Annotated in this window: 23 protein-coding genes and 3 pseudogenes; 9 read left to right on the forward strand and 17 right to left on the reverse strand. The window is 69.7% G+C overall.

Annotated elements, in window-relative coordinates:
- Nucleotides 1-2: 2 nt before the first annotated feature.
- From ACW9TB_RS21860 to ACW9TB_RS21870, 3 genes are all read right to left on the reverse strand, one after another.
- Nucleotides 3-4,460, reverse strand: coding sequence for a ThuA domain-containing protein (locus ACW9TB_RS21860; RefSeq protein WP_472749891.1), 4,458 nt, complete (start codon nt 4,458-4,460; stop codon nt 3-5).
- Nucleotides 4,461-4,759: 299 nt separating this feature from the next.
- On the reverse strand, nt 4,760-5,674 hold the full coding sequence (locus ACW9TB_RS21865; protein ID WP_472749892.1) for a hypothetical protein: 915 nt from the start codon (nt 5,672-5,674) through the stop codon (nt 4,760-4,762).
- Nucleotides 5,675-5,713: 39 nt separating this feature from the next.
- Nucleotides 5,714-6,205 carry a hypothetical protein gene (locus ACW9TB_RS21870; RefSeq protein ID WP_472749893.1) on the reverse strand — a complete coding sequence of 164 codons (492 nt, stop codon included), beginning with the start codon at nt 6,203-6,205 and terminating at the stop codon, nt 5,714-5,716.
- A gap of 92 nt (nt 6,206-6,297) precedes the next feature.
- Here ACW9TB_RS21870 and ACW9TB_RS21875 point away from each other — a divergent pair, with 92 nt between their 5' ends.
- Nucleotides 6,298-6,663, forward strand: coding sequence for a MerR family transcriptional regulator (locus ACW9TB_RS21875; protein ID WP_472749894.1), 366 nt, complete (start codon nt 6,298-6,300; stop codon nt 6,661-6,663).
- Between the two features lie 113 nt (nt 6,664-6,776).
- Here the strand turns inward: ACW9TB_RS21875 and ACW9TB_RS21880 are convergent, their stop codons facing one another.
- The gene (locus ACW9TB_RS21880) at nt 6,777-6,965 is read right to left on the reverse strand and encodes a DUF6203 family protein (RefSeq protein ID WP_472749895.1); all 189 of its coding nucleotides are present in this window, start codon (nt 6,963-6,965) and stop codon (nt 6,777-6,779) included.
- A 225-nt stretch (nt 6,966-7,190) separates the two neighbouring features.
- Between ACW9TB_RS21880 and ACW9TB_RS21885 the strand changes: the two genes are divergently transcribed.
- A complete protein-coding gene (locus tag ACW9TB_RS21885) occupies nt 7,191-8,573 on the forward strand; it encodes a sensor histidine kinase (RefSeq protein WP_472749896.1) in 1,383 nt (460 codons plus the stop codon).
- Between the two features lie 43 nt (nt 8,574-8,616).
- Here the strand turns inward: ACW9TB_RS21885 and ACW9TB_RS21890 are convergent, their stop codons facing one another.
- Nucleotides 8,617-9,408: a TetR/AcrR family transcriptional regulator gene (locus ACW9TB_RS21890; protein ID WP_472749897.1), complete on the reverse strand. Its 792-nt coding sequence runs from the start codon at nt 9,406-9,408 to the stop codon at nt 8,617-8,619.
- Between the two features lie 148 nt (nt 9,409-9,556).
- On the opposite strand from ACW9TB_RS21890, the gene ACW9TB_RS21895 reads away from it, so the two are divergent.
- Nucleotides 9,557-11,890, forward strand: a complete 2,334-nt coding sequence (locus ACW9TB_RS21895) for an ATP-binding cassette domain-containing protein (RefSeq protein WP_472749922.1) — start codon at nt 9,557-9,559, stop codon at nt 11,888-11,890.
- Between the two features lie 27 nt (nt 11,891-11,917).
- Here ACW9TB_RS21895 and ACW9TB_RS21900 read toward each other — a convergent pair.
- Both ACW9TB_RS21900 and ACW9TB_RS21905 read right to left on the reverse strand, forming a co-directional pair.
- Nucleotides 11,918-12,268: pseudogene (locus tag ACW9TB_RS21900) on the reverse strand (DUF6879 family protein); the annotation flags it as partial.
- Nucleotides 12,269-12,338: 70 nt separating this feature from the next.
- Nucleotides 12,339-13,253: an alpha/beta hydrolase gene (locus ACW9TB_RS21905; protein ID WP_472749898.1), complete on the reverse strand. Its 915-nt coding sequence runs from the start codon at nt 13,251-13,253 to the stop codon at nt 12,339-12,341.
- A 115-nt stretch (nt 13,254-13,368) separates the two neighbouring features.
- On the opposite strand from ACW9TB_RS21905, the gene ACW9TB_RS21910 reads away from it, so the two are divergent.
- Entirely contained in the window at nt 13,369-13,785 is a 417-nt protein-coding gene (locus ACW9TB_RS21910; RefSeq protein WP_472749899.1) for a MarR family winged helix-turn-helix transcriptional regulator, read from the forward strand.
- Here the strand turns inward: ACW9TB_RS21910 and ACW9TB_RS21915 are convergent.
- From ACW9TB_RS21915 to ACW9TB_RS21945, 7 genes and pseudogenes are all read right to left on the reverse strand, one after another.
- A pseudogene (locus ACW9TB_RS21915) lies at nt 13,769-14,123 on the reverse strand (hypothetical protein); the annotation flags it as partial. The gene ACW9TB_RS21910 and the pseudogene ACW9TB_RS21915 sit on opposite strands and share 17 nt — an antisense overlap.
- Nucleotides 14,124-14,268: 145 nt before the next feature.
- Nucleotides 14,269-14,565: a hypothetical protein gene (locus ACW9TB_RS21920; protein ID WP_472749900.1), complete on the reverse strand. Its 297-nt coding sequence runs from the start codon at nt 14,563-14,565 to the stop codon at nt 14,269-14,271.
- A gap of 194 nt (nt 14,566-14,759) precedes the next feature.
- Nucleotides 14,760-14,978, reverse strand: a complete 219-nt coding sequence (locus tag ACW9TB_RS21925) for a DUF397 domain-containing protein (RefSeq protein ID WP_472749901.1) — start codon at nt 14,976-14,978, stop codon at nt 14,760-14,762.
- Nucleotides 14,979-15,094: 116 nt separating this feature from the next.
- Nucleotides 15,095-15,724 (reverse strand): hypothetical protein, encoded by a 630-nt coding sequence (locus ACW9TB_RS21930; RefSeq protein WP_472749902.1) that lies wholly within the window; start codon nt 15,722-15,724, stop codon nt 15,095-15,097.
- Between the two features lie 66 nt (nt 15,725-15,790).
- Entirely contained in the window at nt 15,791-16,657 is an 867-nt protein-coding gene (locus ACW9TB_RS21935; protein ID WP_472749903.1) for a Scr1 family TA system antitoxin-like transcriptional regulator, read from the reverse strand.
- A gap of 3 nt (nt 16,658-16,660) precedes the next feature.
- On the reverse strand, nt 16,661-17,176 hold the full coding sequence (locus ACW9TB_RS21940; RefSeq protein WP_472749904.1) for a DUF6879 family protein: 516 nt from the start codon (nt 17,174-17,176) through the stop codon (nt 16,661-16,663).
- Nucleotides 17,148-17,480 (reverse strand): hypothetical protein, encoded by a 333-nt coding sequence (locus ACW9TB_RS21945; protein ID WP_472749905.1) that lies wholly within the window; start codon nt 17,478-17,480, stop codon nt 17,148-17,150. Before ACW9TB_RS21945 ends, ACW9TB_RS21940 begins: the two co-directional genes overlap by 29 nt.
- Before the next feature lie 156 nt (nt 17,481-17,636).
- Here ACW9TB_RS21945 and ACW9TB_RS21950 point away from each other — a divergent pair, with 156 nt between their 5' ends.
- Entirely contained in the window at nt 17,637-18,125 is a 489-nt protein-coding gene (locus ACW9TB_RS21950; RefSeq protein WP_472749906.1) for a DUF5946 family protein, read from the forward strand.
- A 41-nt stretch (nt 18,126-18,166) separates the two neighbouring features.
- Here the strand turns inward: ACW9TB_RS21950 and ACW9TB_RS21955 are convergent.
- Nucleotides 18,167-18,328: pseudogene (locus tag ACW9TB_RS21955) on the reverse strand (DUF6879 family protein); the annotation flags it as partial.
- 187 nt (nt 18,329-18,515) lie between these two features.
- Between ACW9TB_RS21955 and ACW9TB_RS21960 the strand changes: the two are divergent.
- Nucleotides 18,516-19,280 (forward strand): Mut7-C RNAse domain-containing protein, encoded by a 765-nt coding sequence (locus tag ACW9TB_RS21960; protein ID WP_472749907.1) that lies wholly within the window; start codon nt 18,516-18,518, stop codon nt 19,278-19,280.
- A gap of 93 nt (nt 19,281-19,373) precedes the next feature.
- On the opposite strand, the gene sigJ is transcribed toward ACW9TB_RS21960, so the two are convergent.
- Nucleotides 19,374-20,255 (reverse strand): RNA polymerase sigma factor SigJ, encoded by an 882-nt coding sequence (sigJ, locus tag ACW9TB_RS21965; RefSeq protein ID WP_472749908.1) that lies wholly within the window; start codon nt 20,253-20,255, stop codon nt 19,374-19,376.
- 105 nt (nt 20,256-20,360) lie between these two features.
- On the opposite strand from sigJ, the gene ACW9TB_RS21970 reads away from it, so the two are divergent.
- Both ACW9TB_RS21970 and ACW9TB_RS21975 read left to right on the forward strand, forming a co-directional pair.
- Nucleotides 20,361-21,131 (forward strand): SDR family oxidoreductase, encoded by a 771-nt coding sequence (locus ACW9TB_RS21970; RefSeq protein WP_472749909.1) that lies wholly within the window; start codon nt 20,361-20,363, stop codon nt 21,129-21,131.
- Between the two features lie 153 nt (nt 21,132-21,284).
- A complete protein-coding gene (locus ACW9TB_RS21975; protein WP_472749910.1) occupies nt 21,285-22,067 on the forward strand; it encodes an SAM-dependent methyltransferase in 783 nt (260 codons plus the stop codon).
- Nucleotides 22,068-22,263: 196 nt separating this feature from the next.
- Here the strand turns inward: ACW9TB_RS21975 and ACW9TB_RS21980 are convergent, their stop codons facing one another.
- Nucleotides 22,264-22,857 (reverse strand): TetR family transcriptional regulator, encoded by a 594-nt coding sequence (locus ACW9TB_RS21980; RefSeq protein ID WP_472749911.1) that lies wholly within the window; start codon nt 22,855-22,857, stop codon nt 22,264-22,266.
- Nucleotides 22,858-22,987: 130 nt separating this feature from the next.
- Between ACW9TB_RS21980 and ACW9TB_RS21985 the strand changes: the two genes are divergently transcribed.
- Nucleotides 22,988-23,926: an SDR family oxidoreductase gene (locus ACW9TB_RS21985; RefSeq protein WP_472749912.1), complete on the forward strand. Its 939-nt coding sequence runs from the start codon at nt 22,988-22,990 to the stop codon at nt 23,924-23,926.
- The last annotated feature ends 83 nt before the right edge of the window (nt 23,927-24,009 follow it).

A 24,009-nucleotide genomic window follows, 5' to 3' on the forward strand; every position in this document is an offset into this window, starting at 1 on the left:
GGTTACGGCGTACGAACCAGGGTGAAGTCGTCCACGTCGAAGTCCGCGCCGGTGAACACCAGGTAGAGCCTGGCGGTGCCGGAGGGGACCCCGGTGAGCGCGGTGGAGATGTCGGCGTACGTCTCCCAGCCCGCGGTCGCCGGGACGGTGACGCTGCCGAGCAGCGGGCCGGTGGGCGAGCCGGTGCGGATCTGGAGGCCGCCGGTCGGGGTGGGACCGGCGATCCTGGCCCTGAAGCCGGTGACGCCGGTCAGGTTCACCGCGTCGTAGGCGGCCCAGTCGCCGGGGTTGACGTAGCCGAGCACGGTGCCGCCGTGCGCGGGGGTGTGCGGGTAGGGCTGCACGCCGTTCGCCTCCGACCAGCTCTCCGCCTGGATGGTCGTGTCGCCCCCGGTCGCGCCGAGCTCCTTGATCCTGATGTTGCGGAAGGACACGTCGTCCCCGGCGCCGTGGTTCTGGATGCCCACGTACCCCTGCTGGAGCGAGCGGGCGGGGTCGGTGTTGGTGAAGTCGTTGATCTTCACGCCGTTGAGGAGGATCTGCAGCCTCTCCCCCTCGACCAGCAGCTCGTAGGTGTTCCACTGCCCCGGCGGGTTGAGCGCGGCGTCCCTGGCCGCCAGGTCGGCGGACTTGAAGCCGTAGACGGAGCCGGTGGTCTTGTCGGCGGTGTCGGTGGCGTCGATCTGGATCTCGTAGCCGTTGCCGACCGCCGAGTTGGGGTCGGTGGAGGCGGGGAAGCCGATGAAGACGCCGGAGTTGTCGTCCCCGGCCATCCGCCAGTCCAGCTTCAGCGAGTAGGAGCGGTACTCCTTCGCCTTGTACCAGAACAGGCCCATGCCGCCCTGCGAGGTCAGGGTGGCGTCGGCGTTGGCGAAGCTGCCCGGCCCGGCCTGCTCCCAGCCGGTGACCGAACCGTCGTAGATCGGCGTGTAGCCGTTCTCCGCGCGGCAGTCGGCCTTGGACTTGCCGGTGGCGTAGTTGATGCCGCCCAGCAGGTGCTGGCGGAACGCGGGCTCGGCGAAGGAGGCGGCGGTGTGCCCGCCGCCGGTGTAGAAGGACCGTCCCCCGTCGTAGGCCTTGCACCAGGCGATGGGGTGGTCGGCGCCCATGCCGCCGCCCGTGTAGGTGGACTCGTCCAGGGTGGCGAGCACCCGCGCTCCGGTGCGGGCGTTGGTGCGGTAGTCGTACCACTCGTCGGTACGGCTCCAGGTGGGGCTCAGGTGAGCGGTGGACGGGTGGGCCCGGTCCTGCACCTTGACGGTGGCCTGCTGGACCGCCGGGTGGGAGGCGAACCAGGCGCCGACCAGGTTGCCGTACCAGGGCCAGTCGTACTCGGTGTCAGAGGCCGCGTGGATGCCGACGTAGCCGCCGCCCGCCCTGATGTAGGACTCGAAGGCGGTCTGCTGGGCGGCGTCGAGCACGTCGCCGGTGGTGCTGAGGAAGACGACGGCCCTGTACTTCGCCAGGTTGGCGGTGGTGAAGGCCGCCGGGTCCTCGGTGGCGGCGACGGTGAAGCCCAGGTCCCTGATGGCCTGGACGCCCGCGGGGATCGAGTCGTGCCTGAAGCCCGCCGTACGGGAGAAGACGAGGACGTCCCCGGTGCCGGTGCCGGTCCCCGGGTCATCCACGCCCGTCCCGCCGGGCGGTGTCCAGTTCTGCGCGGCGCTTCCGTCGCAGGTCCTGATGACGAGCTGCGCGGCGTTGGCGCCGTCGAGGCACTTGCCGAGCGCCCTGAGGGTGGAGCCGTTCACCGTCCAGCTCTGCGCGCCGGTGCCGTTGCAGGTGTAGATCTGCACCCTGGTGCCGTCGGTGGCGACGCCGCCCGCGACGTCCATGCACTTGCCGAGCGCCCTGAGGGTGGAGCCCTCCCTGGTCCAGTTCTGCGCGGCGGTGCCGTTGCAGTCGTACAGCTGCACCTTGGTGCCGTCGGCGGTCAGGCCGCCCGCGACGTCGGCGCACTTCCCGCCGGGGCCGGTGATCTTTCCACCGGCCGGTCCGGCGCCCCCTCCGGTGAGGGTGAAGTCGTCCACGTCGAACAGCGCGCCCGCGCCGCCGGTGAAGACCAGGGTGAGGTCGGTCGTCCCGGCCGGTGCCCCGGCGAGCGGTGCCGAGACGTCCACGAAGGTCTCCCAGCCGCCGGTCGGCGCCACGGCCACCGTGCCGAGCAGGGTGCCGGTCGCCGAGCCCGCGCGGACCTGAATGGAGCCGCCGACGCCCGCCGAGGAGACCCGCGCGTCGATCTTCGTGGTCCCGGCCAGCTCGTAGCCCTTGAAGGTGATCCAGTCGCCGTTGTGGACGTCGCCGACGGTCCTGCCGCCGTGCGCGGCCGTCTTGGTGATGAGCGAGACGCCGGACATGGTCGCGTAGTGCTCGGCCTGGCGCTTCCTGGGCTGCAGGATGTGCTGGGTGTGGGTGGTCAGGCCGCCCTGGTCGGTGTACTCGGCGTCGAAGACCGCGAAGATGTTGGCCGCGTCGTCGTGCTCGCCGTCGACCGGGATGGCCAGGTCACCCGAGCAGCCGTTCTTGGAGGTGATCTGGTGGCCGTGGGTGTCGTGGCCCAGCACGTAGGTCATCTTGACCTTCGCGCAGTCGACCGTGCCGTCCTCGGGGTCGGTCACCTTGACGGTGAACGGCACGGTGTCGCCCCACTGGAACAGCTGGCCCTGCCGTGGCCTCTCGATGGTCACCGTGGGCGCGGTGTTGCCGACCGTGATGGGCACGCTCGCGGTGCCGGTGGCGCCGAGGGAGTCGCGCACGGTGAGCGTCGCGGTGTAGTCGCCGTTGGCGGTGTACGTCTTGACGGGGTTGGCGGCGGTGGAGGTGGTCCCGTCGCCGAAGGCCCAGGAGTAGGTGATGGCCTGCCCGTCGGGGTCGGCGGAACCGGCCGAGGAGAAGGTGACGGTCAGCGGGCTCACGCCCGACGTCTTGTCGGCCCTGGCCGCGGCGACGGGCGCGCGGTTCACGCCCTTGATGTACTCGACGCGGTAGAGCGCGGAGTTGGCGTCGCCGCCGAAGTAGCCGGAGCCGTAGTCGAGCACGTAGAGCGCGCCGTCGGGGCCGAAGGCGAGGTCCATCACCTGGGTGCCGGTCCACGGGAAGCCCGCGATGGCGCCGCGCGCGCCACCGGTGCCCACCTCGATCGCCTTGATCCACCTGCGGCCGAACTCACCGGCGAAGAAGTGGCCGTTGAGCTCCTGGGGGAACTTGACGCTGGAGTTCAGCGCGGCGTCGTAGCGGTAGACGGGGCCGCCCATGGGTGACTCGGAGCCGCCGCCGAACTCCGGCGGGGTACCGGCGTCGCCGCCGTACCTGATCCAGGCGGACTGGGCGGGCGGCAGCTTCGGCAGGCCGGTGTTGCGGAAGGAGTTGTTGGCCGGGCCGCCCGAGGCACAGTCGTACTTCGGGCCCGCCGGGCCCGAGGGGAAGGTGTACTCGCCGTAGGTCTCGGCCAGGGTGTTGGTGCCGGTGCAGTACGGCCAGCCGTAGTTGCCAGGACCGGTCACCCGGTCGAACTCGACCTGGCCGCTGGGCCCCCGGGCGGCGTCGGTGCTGCCCGCGTCGGGGCCGTAGTCGCCGACGTAGACGACGCCGGTGGCCTTGTCGACGCTGAGCCGGAACGGGTTGCGGAAGCCCATGGCGTAGATCTCGGGCCTGGTGCCCGCCGTGCCGGGCGCGAACAGGTTGCCCGAGGGGACGGTGTAGGCGCCGGTGGCCGGGTTGACCTTGACGCGCAGGATCTTGCCCCGCAGGTCGTTGGTGTTGCCCGCGCTGCGCTGGGCGTCGTAGGCGGGGTTGCGGTTGGCGCGCTCGTCGATGGGCGCGTACCCGGCCGAGTCGAAGGGGTTGGTGTCGTCGCCGGTGGACAGGTACAGGTTGCCCTGGGCGTCGAAGTCCATGTCGCCGCCGACGTGGCAGCACATGCCCCGGTCGGCCGCGACCTCCAGCACCGTCCGCTCGCTCGCGGTGTCGAGCGTCCAGTCGGCCTTGACGGTGAAGCGCGAGAGCCGGTTGACGCCCTGCCACGCCGTCCAGTCGGTGCCGGTGGCGGGGGCGTCACCCGCGGGGGTGTTCAGCTTCGGCGCGTAGTACAGGTAGATCGTCCTGTTCGTGGCGAATCCGGGGTCGGCGGCGACGCCCTGCAGGCCCTCCTCGTCGTGGGTGTAGACGGGCAGCGTGCCGACGACGGTCGTCGCCCCGGCCGCGCTGGTACGGCGCAGGTTGCCGTCGCGCGCGGTGTGCAGCACCGACCGGTCGGGCAGTACGGCCATGGTCATCGGCTCGCCCATCTCGGCGGCGCCCTTGGCCAGTTCCACGCGCTGGTAGTCGGCGGGGTCGATGGCCGCGACCGCCTGGGCCGGGGCGGTCGTGGTGAGCACGGTCGCTCCGGTGAGGGCCAGGAGCACGGCGCAGAGCCGCGCGATCCTCCGGCGAGGGTGGGTTGGTCTCCGCCTGGGGGGCATGGCGGGGTTTCCCTTCGGTTGGTGATGCACGTCCCGGCTCGGAACGGGACGTATGTCCTACATGTTTCGCGACGGTAGATCGGACTTATGCCGACTGTCAATGAAAGTCCGTCGATCGAATACATAACTAGCCGAGGACATATACCCCATATGCCGCATTTCCGGATAAAGCGACGTGAGAGCCAACCGAGAAGGGGGCCTTGTTTAGCCGTGACCCGCCGTGACCCGCCGTGACCCGAAATCCGGCCGTAGCCCGAAAACCGACCGTGACCCGAAAACCAGCTATGACACGAACCGGTTCAAACCCCGGCGAGGAATCCGGCGGAGACCGGGCGCACGGTGCCCAGCAGGGCGAGCAGCTCCGCCTCGCCCGCGTTGACGCCCTCGATCTGGATCAGGGCGTCCCCCTGCCGGGCGAACACCCCGACCCTGGTCGCGGGGGCGCGGCGGACCCAGCGGTCACCCGCGACGGCCCGGCACGGCTCCCCCTCGCTCCCCCAGGTGTCGGAGGGGTACGGTGAGGCGCACGCGGCCGAGGGAGTGGCGGCGGAAACAGGACGGACGAACACCTTGATCTCCGACCAGTCCCCGTTCGGCGCGTCCATGCGCCCGCGCTCGTACACGAGCTGGATCGACGGCCCGTCACCGCCCTCGCCGATGGACCCGGGGAGGGCGTCCGCGCGGGAGAGCCGGTGACCGGGGACCTCCGGGGCGAGCAGCGGGACGCCGAGCCGTTCGAGGGCGCGTGCCTCGTACCAGGTGCCGAGCGGGTCCCGCAGCTGGGAGGAGACCAGCGGGAACGCGACGAGCAGCCCGGCGACGGCGATCCTCGGCCACAGGACGCCCTCCGTGCACAGCACCCACGCCGCGGCGGTGTAGCCGATCACTTCGGCGAGCACGACCACCCCGCTGAGAAGCCATTCCTCGAAGCCGAAGAGGTAGTGGCCGGGAGCGAGCTCCAGAAGGGCCCGCGACAGGAACCAGCCCGCGAACGGACCGGTCAGCGCCATGGCCCACCAGCGCGGCAGCCGGGCCAGCCTGCCCAGCACGGCCCCCAGGGGGAAGGGGATCAGCATCATCGCGAAGGCGTTGACGAGCCCGTCGAGCCCCCGCCGGTTGGTCACGGAGTCCGCCCAGATGACGGCGACGACGAGACCGACCCCCAGCCCCACCAGAGCCCCCCGGCCGGCCACCCTGAACGTCGTTTCCCTCATACGGCGATGTTGCCCCCCGGGCGACCGGCGCGACAGCGTTCACGTACTCAGCCGTTTCTGAGTATGTGGACTCGGGGGACCCGGTCGGCCGGGCAGGCCGTCGAGAAGCGGCTGAGGACGTCGGCTCCGCCACCACGGCACGAACTGGACGACACCGAACGCCACCTCGGCGGCGAGGAACAGCCACAGCAGTCGCGTGGCACCGTGGGCCAGCGCGTACACCTGCCACATCGCGAACAGTGCGCGCGCGGCGCCGTCGAACAGTCCGTGCACCGGTAGTGGCCTGACGAGGCGCAGGCAGGCCCAGACGACGACGACCGAACCCATCAGGTTCGCGTACAGGGTCTGCATCGGGTCGAGGGCGGGCAGGGCGCCCAGGCCGAGCGCGTCACCCCACGACGACAACGCGCCGTGCAGCAGCGCGTACGTCCACGGCGTCGCGAATCCCGCCGTGACGACGAGGTCGTACCAGGCACTGGCGCGTACGACGCGAAGATAAGCGGGGCTCGAAGGGGCGAAACGGTGGATCACGATGAGCCTCCTGCTGGTCTCACGGCAACGACGCCTCACGGTAAAGGGTGGAGTACGCTCCAAGGTCAAGCCCCGGAATCCGACGGAGGGTCATGCGTATCGGAGAGCTGGCCGCGCGGGCGGGTATGACCAGGGACACCATCCGGTTCTACGAGAAGGTCGGCCTCGTCGCGGGCCGACGGCTGGCCAACGGCTACCGCGACTTCCCCCCTGAGACGGTGGCCTGGCTGCACTACGTCCGCACGGCGCAGACGCTCGGATTCTCACTGGGAGAGATCGCACGGCATGGCGAGGAGCTGAACGACGCGCCGGACGCCGCGGAAGCGTTGTCCGCGCTGTTCGAGGAGAAGATCCAGGTCGTCGATGCGCGCATGGCCGAGCTCACCGCCCTGCGGGCCGAGCTCACCGCGCGTGTCGGCACCGGATGTCCGTTGCGGGCGATCGACCAGGCCGGCTGAGCACGAGGGCGGCGGAGACCCGCGGAGCGGGCCGACTCCGCCCGTCACGTCCACGTCACCGCCCGGTGCGCCCGAAGCGGCCCCGTCACCGGCGGCTGTTCACCGCCCCCGTCTCAGCGGCGGCCGGAGCGGGGCGGGCGTCCGCTTCCCCGCGTCACGTATCCCCGCCCGCCGGGCCCGGCCTGCTCCTGCTCACGCTGCCTGCGCCGCCGTCCCAGGAACCAGCCCACCCCCAGGATCGCCAGCCCGATCGGCGTACGGGCCAGCCAGCGCGCCACCACGACCTTGAAGAACTTTTTCATGGGAGTTCCCTGCCCTGCGGCGGTCCGGTTAGGCATCCGCGTCTCCGGCGCGCCGCGCCGCCTCCCGGGGCGGGTTGACTGGTAGTAACACACCCAGTCAAATCGGACAGGCTGGACGTATGCTTCCTCAATGGCCAGTGAAAGGCTGCTTGGCGGGTTCCTTCGCGCCCGGCGCGCCGTCACCACTCCCGCCCGGGCCGGACCTCCGGACGCCGGGGAAGCGCCATGACGAGCCGTCCCCTGCCGTCGTTCCGGACCCGCCGGACGGTGGCGACCGCCGCCGTCGCGGCGTGCGTGTGCGTCGGCGTCGGCCTGCTCTTCCTGCTGTTCGCCGGGGCCAGGGAGGCGGAGTACGCCCAGGTCCGCGTCACGGACGCCTGGAACCGGGTGGTCCCCCTCATCCGGCAGGGCCCGCTCCCGCTCGTCCTGGCCAAGGGCGAGGTCGAGGCGATCCAGGTGCTGGACGCCCGGGGCCGGGTGGCCGCCTCGACCCTGGGACTCGTCGGCAGGCCGCCGATCGCCACCTTCCGCGCCGCCGACCAGAACGTACGGACCACCCGGGTGCTGTGCCCGCCGCGCGGGCTGGAGGGCTGCGCGACCGTCACCTCCTACAAGGTCTACCAGCCGCAGGGGGTCTGGCTGCTCTACGTGGCGAGCCCCGAGGTGCCCTGGTACGGCGCGACCACCGATCTCCTGCTGGTCATCGGCGCGTCCCTGGTGGTGACCACCCTGATGACCGCGTGGTCCTTCCGCGACCTCACCAAGGCCATGGCCCCGGTGAACGCCATCCGGGCCGAGCTCGGCGAGATCACCCTCACCGCCCTCGACCGGCGGGTCCCGGTCCCGATGAACTACCAGGAGACCAGGCTCCTGGCGGAGACCGTGAACGAGACCCTGGACCGTCTCGAAATCGCCTGCACCCGGCTGCGGCGCTTCACCGCGGACGCCTCCCACGAGCTGCGCACCCCGATCACCGCCATGCGCACCCACCTGGAGGAGGCGCTGCTGTACCCGCAGGACACCGACTGGCCCAGGATGACCCACGCCGTGCTCGCCGGGGTGGACCTGCTCCAGGTGACCGCGGTCGACCTGATGACCCTGGCCCATCTGGACGCGCGCACGTCCCTGCGCCGCGATCCGACCGACCTGCGCCGCCTGGTCACCGCCGAGCTGAACCGCCGGACCCAGCTGAACCGCCACACCCACCGAAACAGGATCATCGTGGACATGGCGGAGAGCGTCCACGTCGAGTGCGACCGGCTGCGGATCACCCGGCTGCTGGGCAACCTGCTCGACAACGCCGAACGTCACGCCACCTCGCGGATCACCGTGAGCGTTCGAAGCGAGGGGACGTCGACGGTCCTGGAGGTCGCCGACGACGGCGCCGGGATTCCCGCCGAACACCGGGAGATGGTCTTCGACCGCTTCACCCGGCTGGACGCCGCCCGCGACCGGGAGGCCGGAGGGACCGGGCTGGGACTGGCGATCGCGAGGGAGATCGCCGAGGCCCACGAGGGCACGCTGACCGTCGAGGACAGCGAGCAGGGCGCGCGCTTCGTCCTGCGCCTCCCCGCGCGCGACACCTGCCCGTCCGTCCGGACGGGCTGACGGGATGGGACCGTCCCCCAACTGGCGCGGGCCACGGGTGCCCTCAGGTTCCGGTCCCGCTCACGGTCGCCTCGATCCCGTCCAGCAGGATGGCGAGCCCGACGGCGAAGGTGTCCCTCGCCTCCTGTTCCAGGTAGGGCACGGTCTCGTCCTGGTTCCGGTAGGCGCCCTCGTCGTCGAGCCAGGCCAGCGTCGGGAACCGCTCGCGGAAGTCGGGCGCGACCTCCCCCAGCAGGGCCGAGCGGGCGTACCACCACTCCTCGTCGGACACCCCGGTCGCCGCCGGGGCCTGCCGCGACTCCGCGACCGTCTGCGCCGCGCCTCGGACGAAGCAGAACAGCGTCCCGGCGACGTGCCGCACCACCCCGGCCCTCAGGCCGGTCTCGCGGAGGATCCGCATCGCCTCCTCGATCATGACGTACTCGTTGGGGCCCAGCACGGGACGCGCCTGTGACACCTGCAGCATCCACGGGTGCCGTACGTAGAACTCCCAGGTCTCCCCCGCCCAGGAGGTCACGGCCGTCCGCCAGCCCGCCGCAAGATCGTGGCGGGCGGACAGCTCGGCCAGGGCCCGGTCGTACATCAGGTCGACCAGCTCGCTCTTGCTGGGGACGTAGGTGTAGAGGGCCATGGCGGTGCGTCCGAGCCGCTCGCCCACCGCGCGCATGGAGAGCGCGGCCATCCCCTCCTCGTCGGCGATCGCGACGGCCGTGTCCACGATCAGATCCACGCTCAGAGCGGGCTTGGGCCCGGGACGCCCCTCCCCCGACCTCGTGGTACGCCACAGCAGCGCCATCGAACGGCGCGCGTCGCCCTGTCCGGCGAAGACGACCACTTGCAACTCCTTACGGCATAAACTAACTTGGCCGAGCCAACTCTTTACAGCATAAGGATATCAAGTGAGAAGGTTCGTGTTCCCATCCGCCCCACCGGTCGGCGTCCACCGCTCGCGGCACGGCCGGGCCGCCGCGGACAGCCACGACATGATCGAGGTTCGCGGCGCCAGGGAGAACAACCTGGCCGACATCTCGCTGGACATTCCCAAGCGGCGGCTCACCGTCTTCACCGGCGTCTCCGGGTCGGGGAAGTCCTCCCTCGTCTTCGGCACCATCGCGGCGGAGTCGCAGCGCCTGATCAACGAGACCTACACGGCCTTCATCCAGTCGTTCATGCCCGACCTCGGCCGTCCCGACGTCGACGCCCTGCGCAACCTGAGCGCGGCGATCGTCGTCGACCAGGAGCGGATGGGCGCCAACTCCCGCTCCACGGTCGGCACCGCGACCGACGCCCAGACGATGCTGCGGATCGTCTTCAGCCGGATCGGCACCCCCCACGTCGGCACCTCGACCGTGTTCAGCTTCAACAGCGCCGAGGGCATGTGCCCGGAGTGCGAGGGGCTCGGCCGGGTGTCGGACATCGACGTCTCGCAGTTCGTCGACGTCGACCTCTCGCTCAACGAGGGCGCGATCACCGTCCCCAACTTCACCGTGGACTCGTGGTACTGGCAGGGCCTGGCCCACTCCGGGCTCTACGACCCCGACGTCAAGCTGAGGGACTACACCCCGGCCCAGTGGGAGGACTTCCTGCACAAGCCCGCCACCAAAATCAAAATCGGCACGATGAACACCACCTACGAGGGGCTCCTGGTCAAGGTACGGCGGCTCTACCTGACCAAGGACCGGGAGTCGATGCAGCCCCACATCCGGGCGTTCGTGGACCGGGCCGCGACGTTCACGAACTGCCACGCGTGCGGCGGCACCCGGCTCAACCCCGCCGCGCTGTCCTCGAAGATCGACGGCCGCAACATCGCCGACTGCGCGGCCATGCAGATCAGCGACCTGGCCGGGTTCGTCAGGGGCATCGAGGACGCGTCGGTGGGACCGCTGGTCGCCACCCTGCGCAACACGCTGGAGTCGCTGGTCGAGATCGGCCTGGGCTACCTGAGCCTGGACCGCGAGTCGTCCACGCTGTCCGGGGGCGAGGCCCAGCGGGTGAAGATGGTCCGCCACCTCGGCTCCAGCCTGACCGACGTCACGTACGTCTTCGACGAGCCCACGGTGGGACTGCACCCGCACGACATCGAGCGGATGAACAACCTGCTGCTGCGCCTGCGCGACAAGGGCAACACGGTCCTGGTCGTCGAGCACAAGCCGGAGACGATCGAGATCGCCGACCACGTGGTCGACCTGGGCCCGGGGGCGGGCTCGTCCGGCGGGCGGGTGTGCTTCACCGGCGACGTGGCCGCGCTCCGGGCCTCGGACTCCCTGACGGGCCGCCACCTGGACCACCGGGCCCGGCTGCGCGAGCGGGTACGGACGCCGCGCGGGCAGCTGTCGATCACGGGCGCCACCCTGCACAACCTCAAGGACGTGAGCGTCGACATCCCCCTCGGCGTGCTGACCGTGGTCACCGGCGTCGCCGGGTCCGGCAAGAGCTCGCTGATCCACGGCTCGCTCCCCCGCAGGGAGGGCGTCGCCGTGGTCGACCAGACCGCGATCCGCGGGTCCCGCCGCAGCAACCCGGCCACCTACACCGGGCTGCTCGACCCGATCCGCACCGCCTTCGCCAAGGCCAACGGCGTCAGGGCGGCCCTGTTCAGCGCGAACTCCGAGGGGGCCTGTCCCAACTGCAAGGGCATCGGCCTGGTCTACACCGACCTCGCCATGATGGCCGGGGTGGCGTCGGTGTGCGAGCGGTGCGAGGGCAGGCGGTTCACGCCCGAGGTGCTCACCCACAAGCTGCGCGGCAGGGACATCAGCGAGGTGCTGGGCATGTCGGTGACCGAGGCCCGCGACTTCTTCGCTCCCTCGGGTTCTTCAAGTTCTTCGGGTTCTTCGGGTGCGGGGGCCTCGAAGGCGAGCTTCGGCGCGGCGCGGGCCGTCCTCGACCGGCTCACCGATGTGGGCCTGGGCTACCTCGGCCTCGGCCAGCCGCTCACCACCCTGTCCGGGGGCGAGCGGCAACGGCTCAAGCTGGCCATCCGGATGGCGGAGAAGGCCACGACGTACGTGCTGGACGAGCCGACCACCGGCCTGCACCTGGCGGACGTGGACCAGTTGCTCGCCCTGCTGGACCGGATCGTCGACGACGGCAACACGGTCGTCGTCATCGAGCACCACCAGGCCGTGATGGCCCACGCCGACTGGATCGTCGACCTCGGCCCGGGAGCCGGACACGACGGCGGCCAGATCGTCTTCACCGGCACCCCCGCCGACCTCGTCTCCCGGGGAGACTCCCTCACCGCCCGGCATTTGCGTACCTACCTGGGGAAGGGCACCGACCGGGAAGAGGCGCGGAACGTCATGGCGAACCTCTGAGCCCGAGGCGGCCAGATCGAACAGCCAGAAGTCATTTCCGGGCAGAGCTGTGGCGGACACGAGTCGCCGAGGCACCCAGCGCGGGTCTTCCCCGGCCATGACCTTGAGGTCGTTCATCTCGTGACACCAGCGCTGATACTCCGAGAGCGGTTCGGAAACGACACACAGACGCCGGTAGGTCTTCCCTCTGGCGACTCCGTCCCGGACCTGGTCGCACCATGGCCGCATGTCGGCCTTGACGCCTTCCCGGTCCCCTGAACGCCAACGGCCGAACCACGGCCTGTCGCCCTCGTAGTTGTCCCGCATCTCCAGATGCAGGGCCTCACGGCTGAAGCCGGAGATCAGCGCGCTACGGTCCTGCGGAGAGATCGACTCCATACCGCTCCCTTACCTACATGCGCGCGAATCTGTCGGCGAGCGTGTGGTGATCTCTAGTGCTGTGGATGATTTACAGGTTGTTCAAGTAGAAGTTGACGAGCCGGTCGACGGCGGCCTCGACGTACTTGGGCTCGTCGTACATCTCGTAGTGGCCGGCGCCGTCGATCACCATGAGGTCGACCGGGTTGGGTGCCAGCTTCCACAACCGCATGCCGGACTCGTAGGAGCCGGTGTTGCCGATGCGTCCGGCGAGGATGACTTGCAGTGGCTGGGTCATGAGCTGGTCGACCAGGTGATACGCGTCGTAGCCCAGCAGCAGCGAGTCGCCGCGCGTGAGACGGCGGTTCGTGGAGTGTTCGTTCCTGCCCCGCTCGGTGCGGTAGTAGGTGATTGCCTGGGTCGTGTCGATATCGGTCAGCCCGGCCGCTGTGGCTTCCTCCAAGGTGTCGGGCAGCCAGTTCACGCGGGTCAGCTCGCCGGAGCGGGTCTCTTCGATGCGCGCGTCGGCCATGGTGTCGAGTGCCTCCGCCGCACCATCCGGCTGGAAGCTGCGGAACGACGTGCCCATGTTGCTTGGGACGACCGTGCCGACCGCCTTGATGCGATGGTCCGTGCGGGCGGTGTGCACTGCGTAGCCTCCGCCGGCGCAGATGCCGAGGACGCCGATGCGCTCCGGGTCGATGCCGGGGATCGTGCTGAGCGCGTCGATCGCGTAGGAGATGTCCTCACCGCGGCGGTAGGGGTCTTCGAGGTCGCGAGGCTTTCCGCCGCTCTGACCTTGATGGGCGGGGTCGAAGACGAGCGCCGCGACGCCACGGGCGGCGAGACGGGATGCGTAGTTCGCGCCGATCTGCTCCTTCACGCTACTGCCGGGCGTGGAGAGCACCACGGCGCGCAGCGGCGCCGCATCGTCGATGCTGTCGGGCAGGTAGAGGTCGGCCGCGAGATCGATCGGTCCGCGCGGGATCGTGATGTGCTGAAGCATCTGATGGCGCCTTTCGCGTCGGTATTTGTTCCACAGCCATCCAGTACGAAACGCCCTCTGGTACAATTTGGGACTAGTTTAGAACTGTACCACCTGGACCGATGGAGGGGCTTGCGTGGCGGTTGACGGGGCGCAGCTGTGGACACTGAACCAGCGTCTGCTGAGCGTCGTGATGGATGCCTGCGGCGCTGAGCTGGCCGAGCTTGGGCTGGAGACGAAGGAGTTCTTCGTGCTGGCCGAGGTGGCCGCGTCGCCGTACCCTGCCGAACTCGCGGCGGCGCTGATGATCCCTAAAGCGAGCGTGACGGTCTACGTCCGCAACCTCGTCGCAAAGGGGTTCATACGGCGCGAGATCGACGACGAGGACCTGCGGCGGCATCGGCTCATACTGACTGCCGAGGGCGAGGCGGCGCGGGACCGCGCGCTCTCAGCGCTCGCGGCGGAGTTCGACCGCAGACTGGCGAGGATTACCCCGCAGGACCGCACCGATCTGCAGCGCATCCTTCTGGAGATGCTCAGGTCGCCAGAGTAAGACCATGACGACGAGCGGTTGGTCTTCCCAGCAAACGCCTTGCCCGCCGGCGTCCGCCCCAGCGAATGCCCTTCTCGCTTCGGATGCGAGCGCGTTCCTTGCGTTCGGCAGCCAGGACGTCGCGGTGACGGTCGTTGGCGTTGCGCCAACGCAGGTAGGCGCGCAAGGCCCGGGTCTGCACGGTGTGGCTGGGATGGTTGGAGTTGGCGATGGCGAACTGCCTCAGCGGTCCGAAGTGCGCCTGGACGGTTGACACCCCACAGGCGGTCGTCGCCGACCGAGTAGCAGCCGTGGAAGTAGCGCACTCCGTGGGTGCGGTGATAGGTGGACCGCACACGGAGGCCGACGTCCACGGATCCGATCCCACCTCGTCCGGGACGTCGGCCTCCCCCATCCCCGTCACGACGGAAAGCGGCGGTTCCCATGGCCGCCTCCGCTGAGGCCCTGGCCTCCCGGCGTACGTGAATCAGGTGACGTACCTGCTCACCGGCCGGTCGGGCACCGGTAGTGGGGGGCGTGAACGTCGGGGCAGCCGACCACGGCCGTGAGGCCGAAGCGTTCCGCCCTCAGCCAATGCCCCCAGGCCATGCTTCCGCAGTGCCGCAGCGCGTCCCGGGCGTCCTTGAGCCGTCCTTCGTCACCGCCCAGACGCTGTTCCCGGTCGGGATGGGCGAAGGACGGCTCAAGCTGGCGCCATTGTTCTTCCAGCCAGGTGAGCGCCGTTTCGAGATCCCCGGTCGCCTTGATGTGGGTTGGCGGCTTGAGAAGCCAGTCGCACATTCGGAAGGGCGGTAGCGGGGAATTTCGGAAATCGTCCGCAGGGGTGGGCGGGAGCGGTGGCCTGCGGACCCCGTCCGCTTTGTCGAGAGAAGTGGCCTGGCCGATCCACTGATAAGAATGGTAATGCCCCGACATCTCATCCTCGCTAAGAACAACAGCCCCCGCGTGGAGACACGCGGGGGCCTTTTCCGATTTCACAGCGTACCCACACCGGCGGCGAAGCCGACCAGCTCATCGTGCGTGAACCGCAGCGTGCCCGCCGCCGGGTTCTTGCTGTCCCGCAGCGCGAACATTCCCGGCCATCCCGGAACATCCGCTATTTCCACACAGCTTTCCTGCTCCTCCTCCTGTTGATTACCCCCGCAGAGACGGCGGAATGAGGCCCCGGTCATATCCACGGTGTAAATATCCATTTACGTACACCTCCCTTCATGCCTTCTTGGAATTCCCGGAGGGCCGGGGAGCGGGTCATGGGTGTGAGGCCGCACCGGGGAAGGCACCCGGCCCTCCGGGAAGTAAAGGGGAGAACTCACGCCACGTTCAGAGGCCGCATGTCATCGATGCGGACGAGCAGCTGGGTGGCGAGTGCGCTGCGCAGCAGGTGTGGTTCGTTCAGGCCGATCAGGACGTTGTGCTCGCCGGTGTGGACGGCCAGGCCGCCGGGGCCGGGGCTGAACATGTCGGCCAGGACGGCGGCGGGCTCGCTGCGGGCCACGGTGTAGACGGCCGACGACAGGTGGAGCCGGGGACACGTGCCGAGCGATTCGGGGATGCACGCCCGGCAGGTGGCGGGCGCGCTGGTGTAGCCGCTGTTCGGCACGTCGGGGATGGCGCGGAAAGCCGTGGCGGTGGTGATCCATGGGATGCGTCCCGTCGCCGGGTCCCTGGCGTCCAGGCCGCAGACCTGGCACAGGTTCCTCTCCATGCACCGCCACTGGCGCAGCGTGTTGAGCTTGCGCCACTGCGGCGCCCCCTGACGGCTGTTCAGGACACGGGCACGAAGCACCCCGTGAGCCACATCGCCCCGGCGCGGGTCGTCGTAGGCGAGCCGCAGCCCACCGAGCGGACGACGGGCGAACCGCAGGCGTTGCGGTACGGCCTCATCGGCGTGCGCGATGACGTAGGGGACACGAAGCGCCCCCGGCGCGACGCCGCTCACCACATCTCCCCGCTCGGCCTCGTTACTGTCTGTCCGGATGCCATGACTCAGAGGGTAGGAACAGTGTTATCGAGGTAGCCAGGAAGTTTCCCGAGATTGCAGATGCCTCTGAGCTGCCTCGATCTCAGCTCGAGCGGCGTCGCCGTAGACGGCCTGCTCCCGCAACAGGTTGAAGATCTTTAGGAAGGTGGCAATCTCAACCGGCCTGCTCGTCTCGTACGTCCCGGTCCACTGATCGCTACGCACGGTGTGCTCATCAAAGATGTAGAAATTCTCCCCCGCCCAAATCCGGCTACGAGTCGTTCCCAACGGGATGATGCCTAGGGACACGTGATTCATCCGCGTTGCCGCGATAAGGAAGTCGAACTGTTCATCCATCGTGGCCTGGTCCCCGAGAGCCACGTACAACGCTGACGCCTCGACTGCGAAAGCGAACTGACCCGGTCCTGAGGTCAGGACTTGGAGACGACCCAGTCGGGCCTGGACCGCTTCGTCTATGTTGTCCGGAAGCTTATGGAACTGCGTTACCGCTTCTATCACGGCACGGACATACATTGGCTTCTGCAGGAAGCCAGGGATGTTGAGCGACGTGTAAACGCGCATGAGCTTCGTTCGCTCATACAGCGGCCTGTTCTTCGCTGAGAGGTTCTTGAGCCCTTGTCGTAGCTGCTGCCGGTGCTCCTGCCACATCTCGTCGATCTGCCGATGGGCGGCAATCAACTCGGGTATCTGGTCCTCTGCGGAGCACGCCCGACACCACGTCCTGATGTCATCCTCTGAGGGGTTCTGCCGAGCGTGCTCGATACGAGAGATCTTGGACGGTCGCATGCCTGCTATCGCTGAGAGCTGGCGACCACTCAGCCTCGCGTCAAGACGTAGGTCCCGAAGCCGGATACCGAACGCCTTCTTGGCTTCTGCTTGCTGCTCGGACACTGACTATGGCAGTGAATACTCGTGGTGCGGGATCGACAGATCCCAGAGCCTGGCAAAGGTGTCCAGGCAGAACCGTACGACTTCCGGGTCTCGGGAAAGCAGGATGTCCGTTCGCATGTCGTTGCCGTCGAAGAGGCCGAACGTCACGATCTCGGAGTCGAACAACCAGAAGTCATTTCCGGGCAGAGCTATGGCGGACACGAGTCGCCGAGGCACCCAGCGCAGGTCTTCCCCGGCCTTGACCTTGAGGTCGTTCATCTCGTGACACCAGCGCTGATACTCCGAGAGCGGTTCGGAGACGACACACAGACGCCGGTAGGTCCTCCCTCTGGCGACTCCGTCCCGGACCTGATCGCACCATGGCCGCATGTCGGCCTTGACGCCTTCCCGATCCCCTGAACGCCAACGGTCGAACCACGGCCTGTCGCCCTCGTAGTTGTCCCGCATCTCCAGATGCAGGGCCTCACGGCTGAAGCCGGAGATCAGCGCACTACGGTCCTTCGGGGAGATCGACTCCATACCGCTCCCTTACGTACATACGCGCGAATCTGTTGGCAAGCGCGTCGGGGATCTCTAGATAGGTCTCATGGTCGGCAAGGGCCGTCAGCTTTGGGGCCACCTCAGGCCCCATGCTGTCGCCCTGCACCACCCATGACTCCCGGTTCGTCCGATAGAACGTCGCACAGTCGTTCTGGAAGTTCGAATCGGGGTCCTTGCAGTAGAAGGTAACCGCTAGATCGTCATCGCCGTGAAGTTTCCCCATGTTGCGCGCTCCCGATTGGTCGGTGGCCACCATCCGAACCCGGACAGTCTCGGCAGTCAAGCGGTTCACGGAACTACGGCCACCACAGGCCATCACGAGGTCGGCGCACGTCAGCATCGGCGCTGATGACAATCCGGCGCAACGGACATCAGACGGCCTGCGGCGGGGAGTTGGTTCCGTCGACAAGGCCGTTGCCGGTCGCCTATGTTGCGGATCATGACAGACAACCCCGGCATGGGTCGGTGCGAATGCGGTGCGACCGGCGGCCCGCTGGGCGTGTGTGCGGACTACTATCACGGGATCCTGGCCGAAGAGCAGGCTGACCCTCAGATGTACAGATGGCACGCGCCTGTGGTCTGCGCGTATCTCCTGCAGCACCCTTCCATGGCCCATCCGAAATACCTCGACGGCCAGTTCCGCCAGTTGCAGCTCTACCTGGACAAGGGTCTTGACGCGTTGCTCCGTGTGTCGGCCCATCAGGTGGCGCGGAACGGGCACAGGGCGCAGTCGGGTTACGACATGGCGCCGTTCGAGGCGTACACGCCGCTCCCGCCGGGCGGATCTCCCGGCCACTTCCGCGCTACGTTCTGCGGGCTACCGTTCAGGGACGGCAGCTTCGTGTCCGATGGGCATCCGGCGTACGGACGCCACATCGAGATCATCGCCGAGGCGACGGTGGAGTCCTGGAGATCCATCCAGCCCTGACGCGCGATCCCGGCCGACAAGGCGAAAAACGACTGGTCGCACCATGGCCGCATGTCGGCCTTGACGCCTTCCCGATCCCCTGAACGCCAACGGCCGAACCACGGCCTGTCGCCCTCGTAGTTGTCCCGCATCTCCAGATGCAGGGCCTCACGGTCGAAGCCGGAGATCAGCGCGCTACGGTCCTGCGGAGAGATCGACTCCATACCGCTCCCTTACCTACACGCGCGCGAATCTGTCGGCGAACGCGTCGGGGATCTCTGGACGGGTCTCGTGGTCGGCGAGGGCCATCATCCGAACCCACGACAGTCTCAGCAGTCAAGCGGTTCGCGGGTCCGCGAGCCGTTGTTTAATGCGTGTCGGGGTGCCTGCCGTGGGTGGCATGCTGGCGGCGTGAGCGAGAAATCCGATGTCCACCTGCGCATCGCCGACGAGTTGCTGCTGTTCCTGCCCGCGCGGCGGCGGCGTGAGTGGCAGCGGGTGGCACCCGACGGGACATCGACGCTGGGCCATGTCGTGGAGTCACTCGGCGTTCCGCTGCCCGAGGTGGGGCCGCTGATCGTCGAGGGCGCGGAGGTCGGCAGGTCCTATCAGCCCGTCGCCGGTGACCTGGTCCACGTCCACGCCGTGTCCCGCCCCCAGCGGGTGCCCCTCGAACCGGGGCGGCACGCGCCCCGGTTCCTGCTCGACGTCCATCTGGGCACCCTCGCGCGACGGCTCCGGCTGCTGGGCCTGGACGCGACCTACCACAACGACATGGACGACCCCTCGCTGGTCGCCGAGGCGAACAGGGAACGCCGCGTGCTGCTGACCCAGGACCACGGCCTGCTGTTCCGCCGGGCGCTCTGGTTCGGCGCCTACGTACGAGGCACCAAGGCGCCCGACCAGCTCCGCGACCTGCTGGAGCGGTTCGCGCCGCCGCTGCGGCCGTGGACCCGCTGCACGGCCTGCAACGGGGAGCTCGCCCCGGTCGACAAGACCGAGGTCGACCGCCTGCTGGAGGCCGGGACCAGGCGCTCGTACGACGTCTACGGCCGATGCTCCGAATGCGGCCAGATCTACTGGCGCGGCGCGCACAGCGAGCATCTGGAGGAGATCGTACGGTCGGCCATGAGCATGGTCCGCCCGGAGTCGCAGGTCGGCGGGGGTCCGCGCTGAGGCGGGCCGGTCTCGTTTCGAGAGCGCCGCGGCCCGCTGCCGCCGGCTCGGGGAAGCGCTCTTCCTCGGCCGTGACGCCCCGGCGGGGGGCGCTCAGTCGTCGAGGGCCGTCAGGTCGAGCCGGTCCAGGCGGTCGGGGTCGGTCAGCACGTCGATGGCGACGATCTTCCCGCCCGTGACGGTGAAGGCCATGACGGACAGCGGCCGTCCGTGCGCGACGACGACCCCGGCGGCTCCGTTGATCAGCGCCGGGCGCGCGAACGGGGAGAGCCGTCCGAAGGTGAGCGCCTGCTCGGCCACGGTCCGCGCGCCGGTGATCGCGACCGTGTGGCGGGCCCGCGCGGCACCGCCGTCCGAGCGGAGTACGACGTCGGGGTCGAGTACGGCGACGAGGGCGTCGAAGTCACCGTCGCGGGCGGCGGCGAAGAACGCGTCGACGACCTCGCGCTGGCGGGCGAGGTCGGGGTCCGGGACCGGGGCCTGCCCCCGTACCCGGCGGCGGGCGCGGCTCGCGAGCTGCCTGGCCGCGGCCGGGGAGCGCTCGATCATCGGCGCGATCTCCTCGAACGGCACGGCGAACATGTCGTGCAGCACGAACGCGAGCCGTTCGGCGGGCGACAGCGTCTCCAGCACCACCAGCAGCGCCAGCCCGACCGAGTCGGCCAGCAGCGCCTCGTGCTCGGGGTCTCCCCCGTCCTCGTGGCCGACGATCGGGTCGGGCACCCGCGTCTCAAGGGGCTCCTCGCGCCGCTGCTCGCGTGAGCGCAGCACGTTCAGGCACACGCGCGCCACGACCGTCGTCAGCCACGCGCCGAGGTTCTCCACGCCGCCGGTGTCGGCGCGGCGAAGGCGCAGCCAGGCGTCCTGGACGGCGTCGTCGGCCTCGCTCACCGAGCCGAGCATCCGGTAGGCCACCGCTCGCAGCCGGGTCCGGTGCTCCTCGAAACGATCTGTCAGCCACTCGCGCTCGTCCACCGTGTCACATTCCTTCCTCGCGGGGGGTCGTACCGGTTAGACCCGCGAAACCTAGCCGATGTGACGGGGAGACCGGCTCACCGGCCGAACGAACTTGGAGAAACCATGACGTCATCCATCCTGGTCACCGGTGGCACGGGCACCCTCGGGCGCCTCGTCGTGCCGCTCCTGCGGGAGGCGGGCCGTACGGTGCGGGTGCTCAGCCGGCACGGCCACGAGCCCGGGGACGGGGTTGGGTACGTGACCGGTGACCTGCTCAGGAACGAGGGGATCGAGCCCGCGATGAACGGGGCCGAGATCGTCCTGCACCTCGCGGGCGGCCCCAAGGGCGACGACGAGGCGACCGGGAACCTGGTGCGGGCCGCGTCGCGGGCCGGGGTGCGGCACCTGGTCTACATCTCGGTCATCGGGGCGGACCGGGTCCCGCTGGGCTACTTCAGATCCAAGCTGGGCGCGGAGCGGGCCGTCGCCGACTCCGGCCTGCCGTGGACGACGCTGCGGGCCGCCCAGTTCCACGACCTGGTCCTGAACGTGGTCCGGCAGATGGCGAGACTGCCGGTGATACCGGTCCCCGGCGGCCTCCGGTTCCAGCCGGTCGACGCGCGCGAGGTGGCGGCCCGGCTCGTGGACCTGACGCTCGGTGAGCCGTCCGGCCCGGTGCCCGACCTGGCCGGGCCGAAGGTGTACGGGATGGCCGAGCTGAGCGGCGCGTACCTGCGGGCGCGCGGCGGGCACCGGTTGAAGGTGCCGGTCCGGATACCGGGAAAGGTCGGCCGCGCGTACCGGGCGGGCGAGAACCTGTCCCTTGAGGGGGCCGCCGTGGGCAGGCGGACCTGGGAGGACTTCCTGGCCGAGCGGTTTCCCCGGCACCGGTGAGGACCGAGACCGGGTTCACTTGCCCACGTACGACCGTGGACGGGCGTAATCTCCCTGCAAAGACACCGGAAGGTAGGAGATCCCCATATGGTCGATGAGTCAACCGTCTCGAACCCGTCGCCCGAACCGTCGGAGGGCGTGGAGAGACCCGGGATGGCACGGATCAACGCCGAGGTGCCGCACTCGGCCCGCATCTGGAACTACCTGCTGGGCGGGAAGGACAACTTCGCCGCCGACCGCGAGGCGGGCGAGAGGGTGTCCGCCGTCTTTCCCGGCATGGTCGACGTCGCCCGCCACTCCCGGTACATGCTCGCCCGCGTGGTGCGTCACCTGGCGGGCGAGGCGGGCATCCGCCAGTTCCTGGACATCGGCACCGGGCTGCCCACCGTCGACAACACCCACGAGGTCGCCCAGCGGGTGGCGCCGGACTCGCGCATCGTCTACGTGGACAACGACCCCCTGGTGCTGGTGCACGCTCGGGCGCTGCTCACCAGCACGCCCGAGGGCGCCACCGACTACATCGAGTCGGACGTGCGCGACCCCGAGAACATCCTGCGGGCGGCGGCGAAGACGCTGGACCTCGGCAAGCCCACCGCGCTCATGCTGATGGGCATCATGGGCCTGATCGGCGACCACGACGAGGCGCTCTCGATCGTGCGCCGGTTGATGCGGGACCTGCCCTCCGGCAGCTACCTGGCGCTCTACGACGGCTCCGACACCGACCCCGCGTACGTGGAGGCGATGCGCCGCCACAACTCGGGAAGCGGCGTGGTCCCCTACACGCCGCGCAGCCCGGAGCTCATCGCCCGCTACTTCGACGGCCTGACGCTGCTGGAGCCCGGCGTCGTGCCGGTGCAGCGGTGGCGGCCGGAGCCCACCCCCTGGGGCGACGCTCCCGAGGTGGCCTGCGCCGGTGGGGTCGCGCGCAAGCCCTAGGCGCCGCGTATGAGCCCTGACCCCGTCACCGTGCGCCACGCTCGCCCGGGAACCGGGCCCGACGGAGAGCCGGTCGATCTGGGCGGGCCGCGAGACGCCACGGTGTCGGCGGACGTGCTCCCGGGCACCCTGTACGGCGAGGCGCCGGGAACGCCGCACGGCTACACGGTGAAAGGGACCGGCCGGGCAGCGTGGGTCAGGTGCCCGCGGTCACCGCCTTGAGCCCCGCGAACGACTCTCCGACGAACTGGGACAGGTCCTTCTGCCCGGCCTGCCCAGCCTGCCCAGGCTGCTCCGCCTGCTCTGTCCAGCGCCGGAACGCGACCTTGAAGATGGCGACACCCGCCTCCGCGGCGAGGCTCGCGGAGGCGTCGTCGACACCGCGCTGCCGCAACGCCTCGGCGAGCGCGGCCGACAGCGAGGCGAGTTTGATCAGCTCGCGTTCCTGCAGCTCGACGTTGGCGGCGATGACGGCCTGGCGCCGGTGGGCGTGCTCCTGGCGTTCCTGCAGCATGGTCGCGGCGGCCCGGAGGGCGCCCACCAGGGCTTCCATCGGGGTGGCGGGCTCGGGAGCACGGGCGACCGTGTCCACGAGAAGCTCCTGCAGCGCGCTCGAACCCGCGAACAGCACTTCGCGCTTGTCCGCGTAGTGCCGGAAGAACGTCCGCTCCGTCAACCCCGCCCGTTCGGCGATCTCCGCCACCGAGGTCCGCTCGAAGCCGCGTTCGAAGTAGAGATCCAGTGCCGCCTGTTCGAGGCGGCCTCGCGCGTTCGGCTCCCATCTCCCCATGCCCGGCATCGTACCGGATGACAGTGACTGACATCAGGTGCTACCGTGCGATGACAGTGACTGACATCGCCTGGTCGCCCGGTGCGCGTTCCCCGCGCGAGGACGACCGGCCCGGGCTGGAGGCTTACTCATGCGCGTTTTCGTCACCGGGGCATCCGGATGGATCGGCTCCGCACTCGTGCCCGAACTCATCGGCGCGGGTCACCGGGTCGTCGGGCTCGCCCGCTCGGACGCCTCGTCCGCCGCCCTCGCCGAGGCCGGGGCCGAGGTGGTGCACGGCACCCTCGACGACCTCGACGTCCTGCGCGACGCGGCCGCCGCGTCGGACGGCGTGGTCCACCTCGCGTTCAAGCACGACATCGCCTTCACGGGAGGCTTCGAGAGCGCCGCCGACGCGGACCGCCGCGCCGTCGAGACGTTCGGGGAGGCGCTCGCCGGTTCCGCCCGGCCGTTCGTGCTCGCCTCCGGGCTGCTCGGGCTCGCCCCGGGCCGTGTGGGCACGGAAGAGGACGGACGCACGCCCGACACGCTGCCCGCGCACCTGACCGGCGGCCTGCGGACCCGGATGGACACCGCACGCCTGACCCTCGCCCTCGCCGACAGGGACATCCGCTCGTCCGTCGTACGGCTCCCGCCGACCGTGCACGGCGAGGGCGACCACGGGTTCATGGCGGCTCTGGTCGGCATCGCCCGGGACAGGGGCGTCTCCGGCTACGTCGGCGACGGCTCCCAGCGCTGGCCCGCCGCGCACCGTGCCGACGCCGCACACCTGTTCCGGCTCGCCCTGGAGAGCGCACCGGCCGGATCGGTCCTGCACGCGACCGCCGACCAGGGCGTGCCCATCCGCTCGATCGCCGAGGTCATCGGCCGCCACCTCGACCTGCCGACCCGCTCGATCCCCACCGGCGACGCGGCCGGGCACTTCACCTGGCTGGCGGAGCTCCTCGCCCTCGACAGCCCCGCCTCCAGCGAGCCGACCCGCGCACTGCTGGGGTGGCGGCCGACCCAGCCGGGCCTGGTCGAGGACCTGGAGAAGGGCCACTACTTCCGGACCGACCGGCCCGTGTAGCCGTGACCGCCCGGTACGTCAGGGCCCACGTCGTGTCGACAAGTGTCCGGCGTGCGCGGACGGTATCGCGCGGGGCGGCCCGG

It is taken from the genome of Streptosporangium sp. H13245, assembly GCF_055690525.1.